The sequence below is a fragment of the Streptomyces sp. NPDC050509 genome (genome assembly GCF_044457965.1).
Classification (GTDB): domain Bacteria; phylum Actinomycetota; class Actinomycetes; order Streptomycetales; family Streptomycetaceae; genus Streptomyces.
In genome coordinates this window covers 856,261-876,928 of the sequence record NZ_JBITHL010000001.1, presented here as the reverse complement: position 1 = coordinate 876,928, position 20,668 = coordinate 856,261, and the positions used below count along the sequence as shown (strand labels likewise).

Sequence of the window (20,668 nt, the reverse complement as noted above, 5' to 3'; positions counted from 1 at the left end):
GCGCCCCGGCCGGTGTCTCAACTCGCGTCTCACTGGGCCGCCTTCCGTGCGAGGTCACCGGCGGCCGGGGTCGGCTCGCCGCCCTTGTAGGTCACGCGCCACAGCGCGGACTGGGAGTCCGAGGTGAAGAAGCCGCGCCCGTAGTCCAGGACGTAGAGCGAGCCGTCCGGGGCGAACTTCCAGTCCATCAGGTTGCGGATGCCGCCCTGACCGACCGGGATGATCTTCTTCAGGGACTCGGCGTGCACCGGCAGCCCGCCCTTGCCCCCGGTCTTCGGATCGGTCACCACCGCGTGGCGCGGGCTGTCCGCCGCGTCGTAGAAGTCACCGACGAACCACTTGCCGTCCCAGTACTCCGGCCACTTCGCGGCGTTCGTGTTCTCCGCGTCGTACCGGTAGACGGGTCCGTTCATGGTCGCCTGGCCGCCGCCCTTGAGCCACGGGAGCAGGTACGTGGACTCGCTCTGCTTGTAGCTGGGCACACCGTTCGCGTCCCGCGGGAAGTCGGGGGCGCCGCCCTGCGGCGAGTACCAGATGGTGTTGCCGGTGACGGGCGGCAGATTCACCAGACCGTCGTTGTTGGGGGACTCGTTCTTCGGGGCGGCGCAGTTGTACCACCCCAGCGGCTTGGACGGATCGGGCAGGTTGCGGTCCCGGTAGGGCTGGTTGTTGCCCATGCAGAACGGCCAGCCGTGGTTGCCCGCCTTGGTGATCATGGAGAAGGTGTCGTACTTCGCCGGACCCCAGGTGGTGCTCGGCGCACCGGCGTCAGGACCGACCCAGCCCGCGTACAGCGCGTCGGTCTTCCGGTCGACGGAGATCCGGGACGGGTTGCGCACGCCCATCACATAGATCTCGCCGCGGGTCTTGCCACCACCCTCGGCCTGCTCCTTGCCGGTGAAGAGGTTCCCCTCGGGCAGGGTGTACGTGCCGTCCGGCTCCGGGTGGATGCGCAGGATCTTGCCGTTGAGGTTGTTGGTGTTGCCGGCGGTGCGGCGCGCGTCCGCGAAGGAGACGCCTTTGTACGCGGGCTGCGGGTTGTTGCCGGAGTAACCGTCACTGAAACCGGAGGAGTTGTTGTCGCCGGTCGCGATGTACAGGTTCCCCTTGGAGTCCCAGGCCAGCCCGCCGCCGGCGTGGCAGCAACTGTGCACCTGTACCGGCCACTTCAGCAGGGCCTTCTCGGAGGCGAGGTCCAGCTTGTTCGTCGTACGGTCCAGGGTGAAGCGAGAGACGCGCCGTTCGGCGATCTGGGTGTCGCGGTTGAGCTGGGAGTGCGGTGTGTAGTGCAGGTACACCCAGCCGTTGGTCGCGAAGGCCGGGTCCAGCTCGATCCCGAGCAGCCCCTCCTCGACCTTGATCAGCTCGTCGCCGCCGCCCTTGTTGCCGAAGACGGTGAGGGAGCCCGCGAGCGTCACCTTCTTCGTCTTCGGGTCGTAGACGTGGATCTGCCCTTGGCCCTTGCCGATCTCCGGATTGTTCCAGTCGGTCACCACCGGGGCCGCGTTGTCACCACCGCCGCGGCCGATGTAGAGCACCCGCCCGTCGGGCGCGGTGACCATGCCGTGCGGCTCGCCGATCTGGTCCTGCTGACCGGCCTGGTTGGGCTGGGTGACGCGCTCGGCCGCGTAGTTGGAGTCGATCGTCGCCTTGCAGTCGGCGCGGGAGATCCGCGTCGTCCAGTTGAGGGCGCCGCGCAGATGGTCGCGGAAGTCCGTCTCGGCGTACGAGTCGGCCGTACCGCCCATGCCGGTGTAGAAGGACCGGCCGCCGGAGTAGTCACGGCACCAGGAGACCGGGTGGTCGGCTCCGTTGGCGCCGGTCGCCGGCTTGAAGCTGGCCTCCCTGACGCGGGCGACCGTGTGCACCTTGCCGCTGGGGTTCGTCGACCAGTTGAACCACTTGTCGGGCCGCTTCCACTCCAGCGGAAGGTTCCTGGTGGCGGGATTCAGCCGGTCACCGATCTCGACCGTCGCACGCTGCACGGTGCTCGGGGCGCCTGTCGGCCGGGCCCCGATCAGCCCCGTGAACCAGTCGGAGTACGGCTCGGTGCGGGCCGCCTCATGGATCCCGAGGAAGCCGCCGCCCGCGTTCATGAACGCTTCGAGGCCCGACTCCTGTGCGGGGTCGAGCACATCGCCGCCGCCGGTGAGGAAGACGACCGCGTTGTACTTGCCGAGCTTGGTGGCGTTGGTGAAGACGGAGGGGTCGTCCGTGGCCACGGTCTTGAACCGTTCGGCGGCGGGACCCGACAGGCCGATCGACTCGATGGCCTCGATACCGGCGTTGACGACCGGCGACTCCTCGGTGGCCGAGGCGTGGAAGACGAGCACCCTCACGTTCTCGCCGCCGGGCGGCGACGGAAGGGACAACGTTGTCGACTCCGGCTCGGGATACGGCCTGGCCGTAGCGGCGTTGGAGCCGAGCAGCGACGCCGCCAGGGCGCCTGCTGCCAGAGCCGCGGCCACGCCGCGTCTCGATCTCCTCGACCTCTTCGAACTCGTGGCTCTCGGGAATCTCGACCGGTGATGCGGTGCAGGCTGCATGTGTTCACCCACCCCTCTCTGGTCACAGTCTTCGGACACGGTCTTGCGGGCACAGCAACAGCGCCTGAAACTAGACCTCTTTCGTCGGCGCGCCAATAGGTACGACCGCAATCCCACCAACTTTGTCCTGAGTGTGGATAAACAAAGTTCCCTGGACTACCGTGTGGCCGTCTCCGGGGTCTCATGCGCCCCGCAAACGTCCTTACGGCACAGGGGAGTTCACGATGGCCATGGACCGAAGGAGCTTCAACCGACGCCTGCTGGCGGGGAGCGCGGTCGCCGCGACCGGGGCGACCTCCCTGTCGGTCGCCGCCGCGTCGGCCCCCTCCGCCACGGCGGCGGACACCCCGCCCAGGACCGCTCCGGCGGGCGGCCAGGTGCGCCGTATCAGCATGTACGCCGAGAAGCTGCCCAACGGGCAGATGGGGTACGGCTTCGAGAAGGGCAAGGCCACCATCCCGGGGCCGCTGATCGAGCTGAACGAGGGCGACACCCTCCACATCGACTTCGAGAACAACTGCGACGTCGACGTCAGCCTCCACCCGCACGGCGTGGACTACGACATCGCCAACGACGGCACGCGGATGAGCAAGAGCCACGTCGAGCCCGGCGGCACCCGTACGTACACCTGGCGCACCCACGCCCCGGGTACGCGCAAGGACGGCACCTGGCAGCCGGGCAGCGCGGGCTACTGGCACTACCACGACCATGTCGTGGGCACGGACCACGGCACGGGCGGGATCCGCAAGGGGCTGTACGGTCCCGTTGTGGTCCGCAGGAAGGGCGACATCCTGCCGGACAAGCAGTTCACGATCGTCTTCAACGACATGTCGATCAACAACAAGCCCGGCGCGGAGAGCCCCAACTTCGAGGCCACCGTGGGCGATCGCGTCGAGATCATCATGATCACGCACGGCGAGTTCTACCACACGTTCCATGTCCACGGGCATCGCTGGGCGGACAACAGAACGGGCCTGCTCACCGGCCCCGACGACCCCAGCCGGGTGATCGACAACAAGATCACGGGACCGGCGGACTCCTTCGGCTTCCAGATCATCGCGGGCGAACGAGGGGGCGCGGGCGCCTGGATGTACCACTGCCATGTCCAGAGCCACTCCGACATGGGCATGGCCGGCCTGCTGCTGGTCGCCAAGCCGGACGGCACGATCCCCGGGTACGAGCCGCACCACCCGGCGGCCTCGGGCGGTACGAAGGCGGGCGGCGGTACGAAGGCGGACGGCGACGCGAAGGCGGACCACACGGGCCACTGACCCCCGCCCGCGGGCGGGGGACGCGCGCCCTCCGCCCGCGCCCCCGTCCAGGAGGCGGGGAGGCCGCCGTGGAGGGAGACTCGGAAGGAGAGCACGGGACCTCACGAAGGAGCGCGCGCCATGCTCACCTCCCCCTATGTCAACGGCTCCCCGGTCTGGGTCGACCTCGGCACCCCGGACATCGACGGCGCCGCCGCCTTCTACCGAGGGCTCTTCGGCTGGGAATTCAGGCCCGCGGGACCCGACACGGGCGGCTACGGCATGTTCCAGCTCGGTGACAGGACCGCGGCGGGCGGTATGCCCCTGGCCGCCGAGCAGGGCCCGCCGTCCTGGTCGCTGTACTTCCGTACGTCCGACGCCGACGCCACCGCCAAGTCCGTGCAGGGCAACGGCGGTTCCGTCGTGGTCGGCCCCATGGACGTCATGGACATCGGCAGGATGGCCGTCCTCACGGACCCGGGCGGCGCCGCCTTCTCGATCTGGCAGCCCGGCACCAACCACGGCCTGGACGTCGTCAACGAGCCGGGCAGTCTCTGCTGGGCCGAGCTGTACACCGCCGACGAGCCCGCCGCGTACGCCTTCTACCAGGCCGTCTTCGGCTGGGAGTCCTCCGCCATGCCGCTGCCCGACGGGAGCGGCACGTACCGCATGGTCCATCCGGGCGGGCAGGGCCCGGACGGCATGTTCGGCGGGTTCGTGACGCTCGGCTCGGATCCGAGCGAGTCGGGCGGCGCGCCGCACTGGCAACTGTACTTCGCGGTCACCGAATGCGACGCTACGGTGACGGCGGGCCGAGGGCTCGGCGCCACGGTGCGCGTGGCACCGACCGACATCGAGGGTGTCGGACGGTTCGCCAAGCTGGCCGACCCCTCCGGGGCACGGTTCGCGATCCTCCAGGGCGTGGCCCGGGACGCCTGACAACAGGCCCTGTCCATCAGGCCGTTGATGGTTCGTCCATCATTCGTTTATCGCGGACGGGCAACCTGTGCGGCATGCCGATCAACATCATCACCAGCACCACCACGACCGACGAACTCTCCTGGCAGGAGAGCGCGTTGTGCGCCCAGACGGGGCCCGAGTTCTTCTTCCCCGCCCCCGGTTCCTCCACCCGCGAGGCCAAGCGGCTGTGCGGTGCCTGCGAGGGGCGGGTGGCCTGCCTCCAGTACGCCCTCAACCACGACGAGCGGTTCGGGGTCTGGGGCGGGCTCTCCGAGAAGGAGCGGCAGAACCTCCGGCGCCAGAGCCGCTGAGCGCATCCCGTGCACCCCTGCGGACTCCGGCGCCTCACCCCGCGCCGGCCGCCGTCCCGGCGCCCGTCGCTCACACCGCGTCGATGTGGAATGCCTCTCCGTACACCTGCCAGCGCAGCGGCAGCCGCAGATCCATGTTGCCGTCGCGCAGAAAGACCCGCTGCGCGGTGTCGATACGGGAGGAGTCGCGCTGCGCCGTGAGGGGCTTCGTCTTGATCACGGCCTTGCTCGCGTCGAGGAAGGTGCCGAGGTACACCTTCTCGTCGCCGCCCTCGGCCGCCGTTTTCGCCTTCTTCATGGCCGCCTGCCGGATGCCGTAGAAGCCCTGTGTGTCGAGACCCGGCCCGTGCAGGACCATCGCGTCGTAGTAGACGAACTGGCCGAGCGTGCCGAGGCCGTCCATCTTGGCCAGCCGGACGGCCGGGTCGAAGTACAGCGTGTCCCGGGTCCTGTCCTGCGCGAGGCGGAAGTCCCGGGACTCCGCGGCCTCGGCCCAGGCGTCCCGGAAGCCGGGGTCCAGGCCCTTGTGCGAGTCGGTGCCGTCCACCGCGCGCAGCGCCGGGAGATAGGGCGCGAGCGGGTTGTCCGGGTGGGACTTCGTGTACGACTCCACGAGCTGCAGCATGTCGTTGGTGCCGGAGCAGAAGCCGATGATCCCGGCCGTGTAGCCGTTGCCGTCCCCGAGGTCCTCGATGGCGCCGTACTGGCCACGCCAGTCGAGCGTCGAGTTCTCCGCGCTGGCCACGAGCCGCGCGGCGATCTCCTTCTGCGCGGGAGCGGCGAGGCCGGGCGGCAGCTTCTCGATCCGCTCCGCCAGCTCCTTGCGCTCGTCCGGGTCGCCGGACAGGAGGGGATCGGGGGTGCCGCTCTGCCCGGGATACTCCGGCGGATGGTCGGCGAGCACCCCCGAGTCGCCGTCGCCGCCGCCGAAGAGGACGACGGCGGCGACCAGAACGGGAGCGCCTATGAGGAAGAGGCGCGTAACAGGCTTCATCCGGCACAGCGTACGGCGCACCGGCGCGCGGCCCACACCGTACGCCCCCTTGCGCGCCGCGCGCTCCCTCGTCGTACCTGCGCGCCCTGGTGCCTACCGGGCGCTGTCCTGCCGGGCTGCCGGGCGGTCAGCCTGCCGCGCGCGCCGCCATCCGGGCCTTGCGGGCGGCGAGCTTCACGTCGAACTTGCTCGCCTCGCTGTCCAGACCGCCCATGTACAGGCCCAGTTCCTCCTGAGCCTTCAGACCCTCGGGGCCGAGACCGCCTATGTCCATGACCTTCAGGAAGCGCAGCACCGGCTGGAGCACGTCGTCGTGGTGGATGCGCATGTTGTAGATCTCGCCGATGGCCATCTGCGCGGCGGCGCGCTCGAAGCCGGGCATGCCGTGTCCGGGCATCCGGAACTGCACGACCACGTCGCGGACGGCCTGCATCGTCAGGTCAGGGGCGATCTCGAAGGCGGCGCCCAGCAGGTTCCGGTAGAAGACCATGTGCAGGTTCTCGTCGGTGGCGATGCGCGCCAGCATCCGGTCGCAGACCGGATCGCCCGACTGGTGGCCGGTGTTGCGGTGCGAGACGCGGGTCGCCAGCTCCTGGAAGGCGACGTACGCGACGGAGTGCAGCATCGAGTGGCGGTTGTCGGACTCGAAGCCCTCCGCCATGTGCGCCATCCGGAACTGCTCCAGCTTGTCCGGGTCGACGGCGCGCGAGGCGAGCAGGTAGTCGCGCATCACGATGCCGTGCCGGCCCTCCTCCGCGGTCCAGCGGTGCACCCAGGTGCCCCAGGCGCCGTCGCGGCCGAAGAGGCTGGCGATCTCGTGGTGGTAGCTGGGGAGGTTGTCCTCGGTCAGCAGATTGACCACGAGCGCGATCTTGCCGATGTCGGTGACCTTCGACTGCGCCGGGTCCCACGCCTCGCCGTCCTCGAAGAATCCGGGGAAGTTGCGGGCGTCGGAAAAAGGCACGTACTCGTGCGGCATCCAGTCCTTGGCGACCTTGAGATGGCGGTTGAGTTCCTTCTCCACCACCTCCTCCAGCGCGTACAGCAGTCGGGCGTCGGTCCACGCGTCCGAACTGCCGAGGTGGGGAGAGGTGATCGACACGGGTGCTCCAGGGGGACGGGAGTTGTTTACCTACGGGTTCGTAGGTTACGACACCGTAGGTTAAGGCCCGAGTAAGTGAGAGGCCAAGCCTGGACCCCGGATCACCGCACGATCACCTCAGGTCGCACACGTGGCACGCTGTCGCCATCGGGGGTTAAGGCGCAGGTCAGCCACGGTTGTCCGGTCCCGTGCGGGGGGTGCGCCGAGCCCCGCACGGGATCGCGAAGACTCGTACACGAGTTCGTGCGCGCCCCGGCTCGTGTCCGTCAGACGTACAGCTCCCGCAGCCGCACCGAGAGGCAGGTCACACACCCTTCGAGCTTCTCGAACTCGCTGATGTCGACCGGCACCGGCTCATGGCCGAGATCCGACAGCAGTTCGGCGGTCCGCGGCGCGCTCGCCGCGATGAGCAGTTTCCCGCCGCCGAGCAGTACGACATGCGCGCCCGGCTCCTCCGGTACGGAGAGCCGGCGCGGGAAGAGCGACCAGGCGTCCAGCAGCGGCTCGAAGCCGATGGCGGTGGAGTCGGGCAGCGCCGTCACCGCGGACTTGAGATGCAGCACCTTGGTGACGGGTACGGCCACCACCCGCGCCCCGAGCGGTTCGAAGACCGCGCGGAGCTGCCGCACCCCCGCCGCGTTCGTCCGGCCGCCCAGCCCCACGTAGATCGTGTCGCCGGTCCTCAGGACATCGCCGCCCTCAAGGGTGCCGGGCTCCCGGATCCAGTTGACCGAGCAGCCGAGCCGGACCAGCTCCTCCTCCACCGCGGCGGTCTCGGCGCGGCGCGAGAGGGCGCCGGGGCGGCAGATCAGCGCGACATTGCGGAACATCACGACGGTGTCCTCGACGAACACGCCGTCCGGGCAGTCGTCGGCCGGGTCCACCTCGACGGTCTCCCAGCCGTGCGCGCGCAGCGTCGCGCCGTACCGCTCCCACTGCTCGACCGCGAGCGCGGTGTCGACCGGGGTCCGTTCGAGGTGGGTGACCAGCCCCTCGGCGAGGCGTGGGCTCGGGCGTCGGATCAGGGCTTTCCTGCTGGGCACGATCGTCACTCCATTTCGTCCTGGTCGGGTGACCGGCCGAGGTGGTACGGGACCGGTCGCCCGGCCATCATCACCCGTGCCGGTCCGCCCGTGCCGGTCCGCCCGCGCCCGGTCCGCCCGTGCCCGGTCACCCGTGCCCGAAGGCCCGTACCTCCTCCGCGTCGGTGTCCCGCAACTCACCGTCGAGCCGCAGCCAGCGAGTGATCCCGATCGACTCCAGGAACGGCACGTCGTGGCTCGCCACGATCAGCGCGCCCTCGTACGACTCCAGCGCGGCGGTGAGCCGGCGGACGGACGCCATGTCCAGGTTGTTCGTCGGCTCGTCGAGCAGCAGCAGCCGCGGCGCCGGTTCCGCGAGCAGCAGTGCGGCGAGCGAGGCCCGGAACCGTTCGCCACCGGAGAGGGTCCCGGCCGGCTGGTCGGCCCGCGCGCCCCGGAAGAGGAAGCGCGCCAGCCGGGACCTGATCTGGTTGTTGGTCGCCGCGGGAGCGAAGCGGGCGACGTTCTCCGCCACGGTGAGCGCGTCGTCCAGCACATCGAGCCGCTGCGGCAGGAAGCGCAGCGGCACATGGGCCACCGCCTCGCCGGACTCCGGCGCCAACTCCCCGGCGACGGTGCGCAGAAGCGTCGTCTTGCCCGCTCCGTTCCGGCCGACCAGCGCGATCCGCTCGGGGCCGTGGATCGCGTACTCGCCGCTGACCTCGGCCCCGTACCGCAGCCGCAGATCGCGCAGGGTCAGCACGCCGCGCCCGGGATGGACGACGGTGTGCGGCAGTTCGATACGGACCTCGTCGTCGTCCCGTACCGCCTCCACCGCCTCGTCCAGCCGCTCCTTCGCCTCGGCGAGCCGCTCGGTGTGCAGGATGCGGTGCTTGCCCGCGGACTCCTGGGCCGCCTGCTTGCGCCCGTTCATGACGATCTTCGGCTCGCGCTTGGTGTCCGACATCTTCTGCCCGAACCGCTTGCGCCGGGCCAACTTCATCTGTGCTTCCGACAGTTCACGCTTCTGACGCTGTACATCGGCCTCCGCGGCCCGCACCATGCGGGCCGCCGCCTGCTGTTCCTGGGCGAGCGCCTCCTCGTACGCGGAGAAGGCGCCGCCGTACCAGCGGACCTCGCCGTCCCGCAGATCGGCGATCTGGTCGACGCGCTCCAGGAGTTCGCGGTCGTGGCTGACCACGACCAGGACACCGGACCAGGAGCCGACGGCGTCGTACAGCCGCCGCCGGGCGTGCAGATCGAGGTTGTTGGTCGGCTCGTCCAGCAGCAGGACCGCGGGGCGGGCGAGCAGCAGGGCCGCCAGGCCGAGCAGCACGCACTCGCCGCCCGACATCTCGCCGACCGTCCGGTCGAGACCGAGCCGGCCGAGGCCGAGTTGATCGAGGGTGGCGTGGGCCCGTTCCTCCACGTCCCAGTCGTCGCCGACGGCGGTGAAGTGCTCCTCGCTCGCGTCGCCCGCCTCGATGGCGTGCAGCGCGGCGCGGGTCGCGGCGATACCGAGGGCCTCGTCCACCCGCAGTGCGGTGGCGAGGGTCACGGTCTGGGGGAGGTGTCCGACCTCGCCGGCGATCCTGATCCGGCCCGCGGTCGGGGCGAGTTCGCCCGCGATCAGCTTCAACAGGGTTGATTTTCCCGACCCGTTGAGGCCGATGAGCCCGGTCCTGCCGGGGCCGATCGCGAGCTGGAAGTCGTCGAACACCTCCGTCCCGTCCGGCCAGGCGAACGAGAGGGCGGTACAGGTGAGGTGGGCGGGGGCGGCGGACATACACGTCTCCGGTTGCTGCGAAGGTTCAAGGGGGCAGGGCAACAGATGGAGACACCGCGAGAAGGACGGAAGTCCAGGTCGAGGGGACGGCTCGGCAGCCGAGGTCACACACGAGGCGGACAGCCGGAAGGAACCACGGCTGTGCGGCACGGTGTCTCAGGACCTCAGATGCGCAACGGTCCACTCCGATCGACGACAACAGGACCACGGCACACGGTACGGAGCCGCCCGGCGGCGGTCAAAGGAATTAAAGCCGGTGCGGGCGGGGCGGGGGCGGACCCCGTCAGCGTGCGTCGCGCAGCAGTTCGGTCAGGTCGTGGTCCAGGTCGAGATAGAGGTGCTCGCGGCCGGCCGGGACCAGGCCCTGCGAGCGCTCCAGGAAACGGCGCAGCTCCGAGGTGCGCAGATGCACCATCGCGGTGCCCTCCGGCGCGTGGAACTCCAGGACCGTACGGCCGTAGCCGAAGGGCCGTACCCGTACGTCGCCGACGCCCACGGGCTCGGTCATCCCCGTCGCCAGCAGCTCACGGGAGAACTCCCAGGTGACCTCGGTGCCTTCGAGCGTCGCCGGGGGCGGGAACTCCATCCGTACGGCGAACGGATCGGCCCGGTCGTAACAGAGCGTCGCGGGGACGGTCTCCATCCGGGGCGTGGGCGAGACCAGCCGGGCCTGCACGGCCTGTTCGATGACGGGCGACATGGCCTGCTCCCCTTCGTCGGATCCGGACTGCGCCGGGCTCAGCCGTACGGGTTCGGTACGGACGTCGCACCGCTTCGTACGGGAGGGGGACCGGGTGCGGCCCCCTCCTACAGGGAAAGACGGTGGAGCGGCTCAATACGTGCTCCGAATCAGGAGTGAGCTGTGTCACCGTGCGGTGATCTGTATCACACGCTCGCGCTGGAGGGCGGCCGGGCGCCCTCTGGACGGGCCCCGGCCCGTGGGTTAGCTTCCACCGCCATGAGATCCATGGGGAAGACGCGACGCGCGTTGAGGACGGCGCTCGCCTGCGGGGTGAGCGGAGCGGCGCTGGTCACGGCCCTGGCCGCACCGGCGCGGGCCGGCACGGAGCCGTACGGCACGGAGCGGGGGCGGGGCCCGGCAGGGTACGGCACGCCCGGCTGGCGCCTCACCGACACCGGCACCGACGCGCGTTTCCGCGGCCTGGCGGCCGTCGGGCGCGACGCCGCATGGGTCGCGGGCTCCGGCGGTACGGTGCTGCGCACGGCGGACGCGGGACGCACCTGGCGCGACGTCTCCCCGGCGGGGGCGGCCGGGCTGGAGTTCCGGGACATCGAGGCGTTCGACGCGCGGCGGGCCGTGGCGCTGGCCATCGGCGAGGGCGAGGCGTCCCGGATCTTCCGCACGGAGGACGGCGGCGCGCACTGGACGGAGACCTTCCGCAACCCCGAACCCCGGGCCTTCTACGACTGCATGACCTTCTTCGACCGGCGCCACGGACTCGCGGTGAGCGACCCGGTCGACGGCAGGTTCCGCATCCTGTCGACGGGCGACGGCGGCGCGACCTGGCGGGTGCTGCCCGACACCGGGATGCCCGCCGCGCTGCCGGGCGAGGCGGCCTTCGCGGCGAGCGGCCAGTGCCTGGTCAGCTCGGGGCCGAAGGACGTCTGGCTGGCCACGGGAGGCGCCGCCGAGGCCCGCGTCCTGCACTCCGCGGACCGCGGGCTCACCTGGACCGTCGCGGGGTCGACGCTCCCGGCGGGCGACCCGGCGCGCGGCGTCTTCGCGCTCGCCTTCCGCGACCGGCACCACGGTCTGGCGGTCGGCGGCGACTACCGCGCCGGTCAGCCGTCCGGGCGGGCCGCCGCCGTGACCGGCGACGGCGGCCGGAACTGGCGCCGGGCCGCCACCCCGCCGCCCGCCTACCGCTCGGGCGTCGCCTGGCCGGCGCCCGGCGGCGGCGCCGCGCTCGCGGTCGGCCCGACCGGAACGGATCTGACCACCGACGGGGGCCGCACCTGGCGGACGGTCGACACGGGTTCGTACGACACGGTCGACTGCGCCCCCGACCGGGGCTGCTGGGCGGCGGGCGAACAGGGCCGCGTGGCACGCCTGTCGCCCTGACCGACGCGGGCCCCGCCGCTCACCAGGGCCCCGCCGCCCGCTCGGACCGCGCCGCCCAGGGGCGCCGTACCGCGAACCGCGGGCCCTACGCCTGCTCCTCGCGGTACGGGGCCAGCTCCGGCGCGGTCTTCGTCACCGTGAACTCGGTGATCCGGTACGTACAGACGTCACCGGTCACGAAGGGGTCGGTCGCCACCAGCCGCTCGATCGCGGCCCGGTCGTCCCCGACCGCCAGGATCACCCCGCCGTCGCGCGGGACCTTGCGGCCGGAGGCGATGAAGACGCCCGTCGCGTACGCGGCGTCCAGCCAGGCGACATGGGCGCCGAGGAGCGGCTCGACGCGTTCGATGGGGGCGGCGTAGGTCAATTCCAGTACGAACATGATCGCCAGGGTAGCCACCGTGACCGGCGCATAGGCTGTGGCCATCATGGAGACGATCAGGACACCCGCCGACGAGGCCGAGGCCCGCGCCGTCCAGGACGAACTGCGCGGGCGTGTCGTGCTCGGCGAAGCCGGTCCGCCGCCCGGAACGGGGCTGGTGACCGGCGTGGACGTGGCCTACGACGACGAGCGGGACATCGTCGCCGCCGCGGCCGTCGTCCTCGACGCCGCCACCCTCGCCGTGGTCGACGAGGCCACCGCCGTCGGCCGTGTCGCCTTCCCGTACGTTCCCGGCCTGCTCGCCTTCCGGGAGATCCCGACCGTGCTCGCCGCCCTCGGCGCGCTCACCGCCGGACCGGGACTGATCGTCTGCGACGGTTACGGCCGGGCCCACCCCCGCCGCTTCGGGCTCGCCTCCCACCTCGGCGTGGTCACCGGGCACCCGGTGATCGGCGTGGCGAAGAACCCGTTCACGTTCTCGTACGCGCCGCCCGGCGCCCGGCGCGGCGACTCCTCGCCGCTCCTCGCCGACGACGGCGAGGAGGTCGGCCGCGCGCTGCGCACCCGGGAGGGCGTGAAGCCGGTCTTCGTCTCGGTGGGCCACCGCGTCGACCTCGCCACCGCCTGTGCGCACACCCTGCGGCTGGCCCCCGACTACCGGCTGCCGGAGACCACCCGGCGGGCCGACGCGCTCTGCCGCGAGGCCCTGCGTGAGGCGGTCGCGCGGGAGGCCGGTGGGGGCACGGCGGACGCGGGAAACTGGGTACGCGGGAACTGAGTACGCGTACGGATACCGTCACCCGCTCGCGGTCGACAGGATCTGATCATGACAAACAGCCGAGCCGCGCTCAGGACGCCCCACGCTCCCGCCCGTACCTCCGCCGCCCCTTCCCCCGTGCGCGGGCGCGGCATGCCGGCCGTGCTGCTGGTGGCCACGGTCGTCGGGGTGATCTGGCTCGGCTCGATGATCTACACCATCGCCGACTGGGCAGCCGGTCTCTAGCGCCGCGACGGGCAGAGCTTGCCGGGAGGGGCGCCAGGTCCTGTCCGCCACGCGGTCCGTCCGCTGCCCCGTGGCCGGGAGCGGTGCCTCGCGCCGCACCGGCTTGGCCGAACACCCGGTGTACGGCATAGGCTCGGCACAGGGCTAAGCGCTTGCTCTGCCCCCTCCGCGCAGGGTCCTGCGCGGAGCGGACGTGTTCTCGGCGTCACCGGGTGTCTCCCCGGGTGATGCCCCACCGCTGGGGGTCGGATGACAGGGACGACGAACGGTCCGCTGACCGGCGTACGCGTGGTCGAGCTGGCCGGGATCGGGCCGGGCCCCTTCGCCGCGATGACACTGGCCGACCTCGGCGCGGATGTCGTACGGATCGACCGGCCGGGTGGCGCGGGGCTCGGTATCGACCCGGCGTACGACCTCACCAACCGCAACAAGCGGTCCGTACTGATCGACCTCAAGGCCGAGGACGGCGCCGCCCGCGTCCTCGATCTGGTCGAGCGCGCCGACATCCTCGTCGAGGGGTACCGCCCCGGCGTCGCCGAGCGCCTGGGCATCGGCCCGAAGGAGTGCCTCGACCGCAACCCCCGGCTGGTGTACGGCCGGATGACCGGCTGGGGCCAGGAAGGGCCGCTCGCCGACCGGGCGGGGCACGACATCGGCTACATCGCCGTCACCGGCGCCCTGTCCATGATCGGCAAGGCCGAGGAGGCGCCCGCGCTCCCCGCGAACCTGCTCGGGGACTACGCGGGCGGCGCGCTCTACCTGGTCATCGGCGTCCTCGCGGCGCTCCAGCACGCCCGTACCCCGGACGGCGCGGGACAGGTCGTGGACGCGGCGATCGTGGACGGCACCGCCCATCTGACCACCATGATCCACGCCATGATGGGCGCGGGCGGCTGGCAGGACCGGCGCGGCGCCAACCTGCTGGACGGCGGCAGCCCCTTCTACGGCTCGTACGAGACCTCCGACGGCGCGTACATGGCGGTGGGCGCGCTGGAGAAGCGCTTCTACAACGAGTTCATCGACCTGCTCGGGCTCTCCGGGGAGGTACCCGACCGCCGGGACTTCGCGCGCTGGGACGAGCTGCGGGCCGCCGTGGCCGACCGGTTCAGGACGCGGACGCGCGAGGAGTGGACCGCCGTCTTCGCGGGCTCCGACGCCTGTGTGGCCCCCGTACTCTCGCTGCGCGAGGCGCCCGACCACCCCCACCTCGCGGCCCGTGGCACCTTCACCGACCACGCGGGGCTCCGCCAGCCCGCCCCGGCGCCCCGCTTCTCCGCCACCCCGGGGTCGGTACGCCGCCCGCCCGCGCGGCCGGGGGCGGACGCCGCCGAGGTCGCCCGCGACTGGGACCTGCCCGACCGGCCGGAAGGGCATGACGACCCGGCCTGATCCGACCTCACGCGACACGACCCGGCCCGGGCCGCCGGACGGGCCCCGCCCCTCGCACTCTCCGCAACGGAAGGCAGCCGCCGTGAGTACCGAAGCGTTCGTCTACGAAGCGATCCGCACCCCGCGCGGTCGCGGCAAGGCCGACGGGGCCCTGCACGGCACCAAGCCCATCGACCTCGTCGTCGGCCTCATCCACGAGCTGCGCCGCCGACTGCCCGGACTCGACCCGGCCGCCGTCGACGACATCGTCCTCGGCGTGGTGAGCCCGCTCGGCGACCAGGGCTCGGACATCGCCCGTATCGCGGCCCTCGCCGCCGGACTGCCCGACACGGTCGCCGGGGTCCAGGAGAACCGCTTCTGCGCCTCCGGCCTCGAAGCCGTCAACCTGGCCGCCGCCAAGGTCCGCTCCGGCTGGGAGGACCTGGTCCTGGCGGGCGGCGTGGAGTCGATGTCCCGCGTGCCGATGGGCTCCGACGGTGGCGCCTGGGCGATGGACCCGATGACCAGCTTCGCCACCGGCTTCGTGCCCCAGGGCGTCAGCGCCGACCTGATCGCCACCCTCGGCGGCTACAGCAGGCGCGACGTGGACGAGTTCGCCGCGCTCTCCCAGGAACGGGCCGCCGCCGCCTGGAAGGAGGGCCGCTTCGCCCGCTCCGTCGTCCCCGTACGCGACCGCAACGGGCTCACCGTCCTCGACCGTGACGAGCACCCGCGCCCCGGCACCACCGCCGACTCGCTCGCCGCGCTGAAGCCGTCCTTCGCGGGCATCGGCGAGCAGGGCGGCTTCGACGCCGTCGTCCTGCAGAAGTACCACCGGGTCGAGCGGATCGACCACGTCCATCACGCGGGCAACTCGTCCGGCATCGTGGACGGCGCGGCCCTCGTCGCCATCGGCTCACCGGAGACGGGGGAGCGGTACGGGCTCACGCCGCGCGCCCGGATCGTCTCCGCGGCGGTCTCCGGGTCCGAGCCGACCATCATGCTGACCGGACCGGCCCCGGCCACCCGCAAGGCCCTCGCCAAGGCCGGACTGACCATCGACGACATCGACCTGGTCGAGATCAACGAGGCCTTCGCCGCCGTCGTCCTGCGCTTCGTCGACGAGATGGGGCTCTCCCTCGACCAGGTCAACGTCAACGGCGGCGCCATCGCGCTCGGCCATCCCCTCGGCGCCACCGGCGCGATGATCCTCGGCACCCTCGTCGACGAACTGGAGCGCAGGGACCAGCGGTACGGCCTCGCCACGCTGTGCGTCGGCGGGGGCATGGGGGTCGCCACCGTCGTCGAGCGTCTCTGACCGGCCGTCCCTTCTCTTCCGCCAGGGATCCCTCCCGCCAGGGATCTCTTCCGCTACGGATCCCTTCCACCAGGGATCTCTCCCGCTACGGATCTCTCCCGCTACGGAGCAACGGAGCAGCAGCATGAGTGAGCCCACCACCGCCCCTCCGCACCCCACACCCGCCTCGAACCCCGCACCGGCGGCCATCCGCTGGGAGCGGGACGCGAGCGGCGTCGTCACCCTCGTCCTGGACGACCCCGACCAGTCCGCGAACACCATGAACCAGGCGTTCAGGGACTCCGTCACGGCCGTCGCCGACCGCGCCGAGGCGGAGCGCGACACCATCCGCGGCATCATCGTGACCTCCGCCAAGAAGACGTTCTTCGCTGGCGGCGACCTCAAGGACATGATGGAGCTGGGCCCCGGCGACGCCCGGCGGGTCTTCGAGAGCGGCATGGCCGTCAAGCACGCCCTGCGCCGGATCGAGACCCTCGGGAAACCGGTTGTCGCCGCCATCAACGGCGCGGCGCTGGGCGGCGGTTACGAGATCGCCCTCGCCTGCCACCACCGCATCGCCCTCGACGCCCCCGGATCCCGGATCGGGCTGCCCGAGGTCACCCTCGGACTGCTGCCCGGGAGCGGCGGGGTCACCCGTACCGTACGGCTGATGGGCCTCGCCGACGCCCTGCTCAAGGTGCTCCTCCAGGGCACCCGGTACTCCCCGCGCCGCGCGCTGGAAAGCGGCCTGATCCATGAGGTCGCCACCACCACCGAGGAGATGCTGGCCCGGGCGCACGCCTTCATCGACGCACACCCCGAGTCCCACCAGCCCTGGGACGTCAAGGGGTACCGGATCCCCGGCGGCACGCCGTCCAGCCCGGGTCTCGCCGCCCATCTCCCCGCGTTCCCCGCGAACCTGAAGAAGCAGCTCGCCGGCGCCCCCTACCCGGCGCCGCGCAACATCCTCGCGGCGGCCGTCGAGGGCGCGCAGGTCGACTTCGGGACCGCGCAGACGATCGAGGCGCGCTACTTCACCGAACTGGTCACCGGACAGACCGCCAAGAACATGATCCAGGCGTTCTTCTTCGACCTCCAGGCCGTCAACTCCGGGGCGAGCAGGCCCCGGGGCATCGCACCGCGCGAGGTCCGCAGGGTCGCCGTGGTCGGCGCCGGGATGATGGGCGCGGGCATCGCCTACGCGTGTGCGCGTGCGGGGCTCGACGTCGTCCTCAAGGACGTCTCCGCCGAAGCCGCCGCCCGGGGCAAGGCGTACGCGGAGAAGCTGCTCGCCAAGGCGCTCGCCCGGGGCCGTACCACCGAGGCGGACCGCGACGCGCTGCTCGCCCGGATCACCCCCACCGCCGACCCGGCGCGACTGGCCGGCTGCGACGCCGTGATCGAGGCGGTGTTCGAGGACACGGCGCTCAAGCACCGGGTGTTCCAGGAGATCCAGGGGATCGTCGAACCCGACGCGCTGCTCTGCTCCAACACCTCCACCCTGCCCATTACCGGGCTCGCCGAGGGCGTGTCGCGCCCGGCCGACTTCGTCGGACTGCACTTCTTCTCGCCGGCCGACAGGATGCCGCTGGTCGAGATCGTCAGAGGGGAGCGGACCGGCGACGAGGCCCTCGCCCGCGCCTTCGACCTGGTGCGCCGTATCAAGAAGACCCCGATCGTCGTCAACGACTCGCGCGGCTTCTTCACCTCCCGGGTCATCGGACACTTCCTCAATGAGGGCGTCGCGATGATCGGCGAGGGGCTGGAGCCCGCCTCCGTCGAACAGGCCGCCGCGCAGGCGGGCTACCCGGCCAAGGTGCTCGCCCTGATGGACGAGTTGACGCTGACCCTGCCCCGCAGGATCCGCGAGGAGACGAGGCGCGCGGTCGAGGAGGCCGGGGGGAGCTGGACCGGACACCCGGCGGACGCGGTCGTGGACCGGATGGTGGACGAGTTCGGGCGCACGGGACGCGCGGGCGGCGCGGGCTTCTACGAGTACGGCGAGGACGGCGAGCGCCTGCGGCTCTGGCCGGGGCTGCGGCAGCACTTCGGTACGGGCGACACCGACGTCCCGCTGCGCGACATGGGGGAGCGGATGCTCTTCGCCGAGGCGCTGGAGTCCGTCCGCTGCCTGGACGAGAACGTCCTGACCTCGGTCGCCGACGCCAACATCGGCTCCATCCTGGGCATCGGCTTCCCGGGCTGGACCGGGGGCGTGCTCCAGTACATCAACGGGTACGAGGGCGGCCTGCCCGGCTTCGTGGCGCGCGCCCGCGAGCTGGCGGAGCTGTACGGCGAGCGGTTCGCGCCGCCGGCGGCGCTGGTCGCGAAGGCGGAGAAGGGCGAGACGTTCAGCGACACGTAGAGGGCCGCGCGCGCCGGGCCGGGCCATGACGGCCCGGCCGTCGGGTGCCACGCGTCGGCCGTCGGACGCCGGGGGTCACGCCTCGGCCGTCAGGTAGGCGATGACCATGTCGCCCAGCATGGTGCGGTAGTGCTCTCGCCGGTCCGGGGCGGTCAGGTCGCGGCCGAAGAGGGTGCCGAAGGTGTGCCGGTTGGCGACCCGGAAGAAGCAGAACGAGCTGATCATCGCGTGCAGGTCGAGGGCGTCGACATCGGCGGTGAAGACCCCCTTCGCCCGGCCCTCCTGAAGGATGCGGCGGATGACGTCGATGGCGGGGGAGTTGAGCGAGCCGAGCGTGGCCGAGGCCTTGATGTGCTCGGCCTCGTGGATGTTCTCGATGCTGACCAGCCGGATGAAGTCCGGATGCGCCTCGTGGTGGTCGAAGGTGACCTCGGCGAGCCGCCTGATCGCGGACTCCGGGTCGAGGTGCTCGACGTCGATGCCCTGCTCGATCGCGCGGATCACCCCGTACGCCCGCTCCAGGACGGTCGTGAAGAGCCGCTCCTTGCTGCCGAAGTAGTAGTAGATCATCCGCTTGGTGGTGTGGATGTGCGCCGCTATCTCGTCCACCCGGGCGCCCGCGAAACCGACCCGGGCGAACTCCCGCGTCGCCGCGTCGAGGATCTCCTCGCGGGTCCGTGCCGCGTCCCGGGTCCGCGTGACGGGCGGGGGCGGCGGGGGGACAGCGGCTGCCATACGGCTCCTCGTGGCGTCGGGCCCGCGTCGGGCACGGTGCGCCCCAGTCTATCGAGACGCCCGTGCGCCGCCCGGTCGCGCCGCCCCCGCTCCCTCCCGTACCGGGCTCACGCCGTGGGAGCCCCGACGAGGTCGGCGAGATCGTCGAGCATCCGCTCCGTGTGCGGCTCCCGTCCCGTGAAGAGCCGGAAGGCGTCGGCCGCCTGGAAGACGGCCATGGCGCCGCCGTCCAGCGTCGGGCAGCCGATCTCCCGGGCCAGTCGCAGCAGTTCGGTGTCGAGCGGCCGGTAGACCACCTCCGCCACCCACATTCCGGGACGGAGCAGCCCGGCGGGCAGCGGCAGTCCCGGGTGTCCGGCCATGCCGGTGGGCGTGGCGTGGACGAGACCGTCGGCGTCGGCGAGACGCGCGGCGAGCCACGGCAGCGCGACGGCGCTCGCCCGCCCGGCGCCGAAGCGGCGGTTCAGCGCGTCGGCGAGCACGGTGGCCCGGACCGGGTCGGTGTCCGCCAGGGAGAGCCGGTCCACGCCGAGGGTGAGCAGGGCGTGCGCGACGGCGGCGCCCGCCCCGCCCGCCCCGAGCTGCACGACCCGCCGGGTGGCGACGCCGGGCAGGCCCCGGGCGAAGGACCGGGCGAAGCCGGTGACGTCCGTGTTGTGACCGGTCGCCCGGCCGTTGCGCAGGACGACGGTGTTGACCGCGCCGAGCGCCGCAGCCGCCGGATCCACCTCGTCCAGGTGCTCGATCACCAACTGCTTGCAGGGATGGGTGATGTTGAGCCCGTCGAAGCCCAGCGAGCGCGCCGCCCGCACCAGTTCACCCACCGCCTCCGGGCCGATCCCCAACTCGTCGATGTCGATGGTGCGGTAGAGCAGGCGCAGACCGTGCCGGTCCGCCTCCCGCTCGTGCAGCGCGGGGCTGAGCGAGGGGCCGATGCCCGCGCCGATCAGACCGGTGAGGTACGAGGTCCCGGTCATCGGGCGGCCTCCACCAGGTGGGCCAGGTGGGCGACACCCAGCACGTAGCCGTGCGCCCCTGCCCCGCAGATCACGGTGTCGGCGACGGCCGAGACGTACGAGTGGTGCCGGAACGCCTCGCGCCGGTGGATGTTGGACAGATGTACCTCCACGACCGGCAGGTCCACGGCGGCGAGCGCGTCGCGCAGCGCCACCGAGGTGTGGCTGTAGCCGGCCGGGTTGATCAGGATCCCGCGGTGCGCGGTACGCGCCTCCTGCACGGCGTCGATGAGCACGCCCTCGTGGTTGCTCTGCCGGAAGTCGACCCGCAGGCCGTGTCCGGCCGCGGTGGTGCGGCACAGCGCCTCGATGTCGGCGAGCGTGTCCGTGCCGTACACCGCGGGCTCCCGCAGGCCGAGCAGATTGAGATTGGGACCGTTGAGGACGAGTACGGAGCTCTCCGGAGTCCGGTCGGACGAATGCGGCATCGTGTTCTTTCTTCCGGTGG

19 protein-coding genes are annotated in these 20,668 nt (G+C 71.8%); 9 read left to right on the top strand and 10 right to left on the bottom strand.

From position 1 onward, the window contains the following. Nucleotides 1-29 precede the first annotated feature (29 nt). On the bottom strand, nucleotides 30-2,546 hold the full coding sequence (locus ACIBJC_RS03380; RefSeq protein WP_399287068.1) for a ThuA domain-containing protein: 2,517 nt from the start codon (nucleotides 2,544-2,546) through the stop codon (nucleotides 30-32). A 230-nt stretch (nucleotides 2,547-2,776) separates the two neighbouring features. Here ACIBJC_RS03380 and ACIBJC_RS03375 point away from each other — a divergent pair, with 230 nt between their 5' ends. The 3 genes from ACIBJC_RS03375 (at nucleotide 2,777) to ACIBJC_RS03365 (ending at nucleotide 5,067) form a co-directional block, all read left to right on the top strand. Next, nucleotides 2,777-3,817, top strand: a complete 1,041-nt coding sequence (locus tag ACIBJC_RS03375) for a multicopper oxidase domain-containing protein (RefSeq protein ID WP_399288088.1) — start codon at nucleotides 2,777-2,779, stop codon at nucleotides 3,815-3,817. Between the two features lie 120 nt (nucleotides 3,818-3,937). Beyond that, on the top strand, nucleotides 3,938-4,735 hold the full coding sequence (locus ACIBJC_RS03370) for a VOC family protein (RefSeq protein ID WP_399287066.1): 798 nt from the start codon (nucleotides 3,938-3,940) through the stop codon (nucleotides 4,733-4,735). A gap of 74 nt (nucleotides 4,736-4,809) precedes the next feature. Continuing rightward, the gene (locus ACIBJC_RS03365) at nucleotides 4,810-5,067 is read left to right on the top strand and encodes a WhiB family transcriptional regulator (protein WP_329827690.1); all 258 of its coding nucleotides are present in this window, start codon (nucleotides 4,810-4,812) and stop codon (nucleotides 5,065-5,067) included. 70 nt (nucleotides 5,068-5,137) lie between these two features. On the opposite strand, the gene ACIBJC_RS03360 is transcribed toward ACIBJC_RS03365, so the two are convergent. From ACIBJC_RS03360 to ACIBJC_RS03340, 5 genes are all read right to left on the bottom strand, one after another. Further along, a complete protein-coding gene (locus ACIBJC_RS03360) occupies nucleotides 5,138-6,061 on the bottom strand; it encodes a chitosanase (RefSeq protein ID WP_399287063.1) in 924 nt (307 codons plus the stop codon). A 127-nt stretch (nucleotides 6,062-6,188) separates the two neighbouring features. Beyond that, nucleotides 6,189-7,163: an acyl-ACP desaturase gene (locus ACIBJC_RS03355; protein WP_399287060.1), complete on the bottom strand. Its 975-nt coding sequence runs from the start codon at nucleotides 7,161-7,163 to the stop codon at nucleotides 6,189-6,191. 266 nt (nucleotides 7,164-7,429) lie between these two features. Further along, nucleotides 7,430-8,206 carry a dimethylargininase gene (gene ddaH, locus ACIBJC_RS03350; protein ID WP_399287057.1) on the bottom strand — a complete coding sequence of 259 codons (777 nt, stop codon included), beginning with the start codon at nucleotides 8,204-8,206 and terminating at the stop codon, nucleotides 7,430-7,432. A 127-nt stretch (nucleotides 8,207-8,333) separates the two neighbouring features. Then, a complete protein-coding gene (locus ACIBJC_RS03345; protein ID WP_399287054.1) occupies nucleotides 8,334-9,971 on the bottom strand; it encodes an ABC-F family ATP-binding cassette domain-containing protein in 1,638 nt (545 codons plus the stop codon). A 283-nt stretch (nucleotides 9,972-10,254) separates the two neighbouring features. Continuing rightward, the gene (locus ACIBJC_RS03340; RefSeq protein ID WP_329828118.1) at nucleotides 10,255-10,671 is read right to left on the bottom strand and encodes an SsgA family sporulation/cell division regulator; all 417 of its coding nucleotides are present in this window, start codon (nucleotides 10,669-10,671) and stop codon (nucleotides 10,255-10,257) included. 258 nt (nucleotides 10,672-10,929) lie between these two features. Between ACIBJC_RS03340 and ACIBJC_RS03335 the strand changes: the two genes are divergently transcribed. Next, a complete protein-coding gene (locus ACIBJC_RS03335; RefSeq protein ID WP_399287051.1) occupies nucleotides 10,930-12,054 on the top strand; it encodes a WD40/YVTN/BNR-like repeat-containing protein in 1,125 nt (374 codons plus the stop codon). An 85-nt stretch (nucleotides 12,055-12,139) separates the two neighbouring features. On the opposite strand, the gene ACIBJC_RS03330 is transcribed toward ACIBJC_RS03335, so the two are convergent. After that, the gene (locus ACIBJC_RS03330) at nucleotides 12,140-12,436 is read right to left on the bottom strand and encodes a YciI family protein (protein WP_399287048.1); all 297 of its coding nucleotides are present in this window, start codon (nucleotides 12,434-12,436) and stop codon (nucleotides 12,140-12,142) included. 46 nt (nucleotides 12,437-12,482) lie between these two features. Between ACIBJC_RS03330 and ACIBJC_RS03325 the strand changes: the two genes are divergently transcribed. From ACIBJC_RS03325 to ACIBJC_RS03305, 5 genes are all read left to right on the top strand, one after another. Then, nucleotides 12,483-13,214, top strand: a complete 732-nt coding sequence (locus tag ACIBJC_RS03325; RefSeq protein WP_399287045.1) for an endonuclease V — start codon at nucleotides 12,483-12,485, stop codon at nucleotides 13,212-13,214. A 48-nt stretch (nucleotides 13,215-13,262) separates the two neighbouring features. Beyond that, nucleotides 13,263-13,439, top strand: coding sequence for a morphogenic membrane protein MmpA (mmpA, locus tag ACIBJC_RS03320; protein WP_399287042.1), 177 nt, complete (start codon nucleotides 13,263-13,265; stop codon nucleotides 13,437-13,439). Between the two features lie 249 nt (nucleotides 13,440-13,688). Next, nucleotides 13,689-14,828, top strand: a complete 1,140-nt coding sequence (locus tag ACIBJC_RS03315) for a CaiB/BaiF CoA transferase family protein (RefSeq protein ID WP_399287039.1) — start codon at nucleotides 13,689-13,691, stop codon at nucleotides 14,826-14,828. A gap of 82 nt (nucleotides 14,829-14,910) precedes the next feature. Continuing rightward, on the top strand, nucleotides 14,911-16,125 hold the full coding sequence (locus tag ACIBJC_RS03310) for an acetyl-CoA C-acetyltransferase (protein WP_399287036.1): 1,215 nt from the start codon (nucleotides 14,911-14,913) through the stop codon (nucleotides 16,123-16,125). A gap of 124 nt (nucleotides 16,126-16,249) precedes the next feature. Then, nucleotides 16,250-18,469, top strand: coding sequence for a 3-hydroxyacyl-CoA dehydrogenase NAD-binding domain-containing protein (locus ACIBJC_RS03305; protein ID WP_399287033.1), 2,220 nt, complete (start codon nucleotides 16,250-16,252; stop codon nucleotides 18,467-18,469). Nucleotides 18,470-18,544: 75 nt separating this feature from the next. On the opposite strand, the gene ACIBJC_RS03300 is transcribed toward ACIBJC_RS03305, so the two are convergent. The 3 genes from ACIBJC_RS03300 to aroQ all read right to left on the bottom strand — a co-directional run bounded on the left by ACIBJC_RS03300 (nucleotide 18,545) and on the right by aroQ (nucleotide 20,648). Continuing rightward, nucleotides 18,545-19,204, bottom strand: coding sequence for a TetR/AcrR family transcriptional regulator (locus tag ACIBJC_RS03300; RefSeq protein ID WP_399287030.1), 660 nt, complete (start codon nucleotides 19,202-19,204; stop codon nucleotides 18,545-18,547). Nucleotides 19,205-19,311: 107 nt separating this feature from the next. Beyond that, nucleotides 19,312-20,181: a shikimate dehydrogenase gene (locus ACIBJC_RS03295; protein WP_399287026.1), complete on the bottom strand. Its 870-nt coding sequence runs from the start codon at nucleotides 20,179-20,181 to the stop codon at nucleotides 19,312-19,314. Beyond that, entirely contained in the window at nucleotides 20,178-20,648 is a 471-nt protein-coding gene (gene aroQ, locus ACIBJC_RS03290; protein WP_399287023.1) for a type II 3-dehydroquinate dehydratase, read from the bottom strand. The genes ACIBJC_RS03295 and aroQ overlap by 4 nt, the downstream gene beginning before the upstream one ends. Nucleotides 20,649-20,668 lie beyond the last annotated feature (20 nt).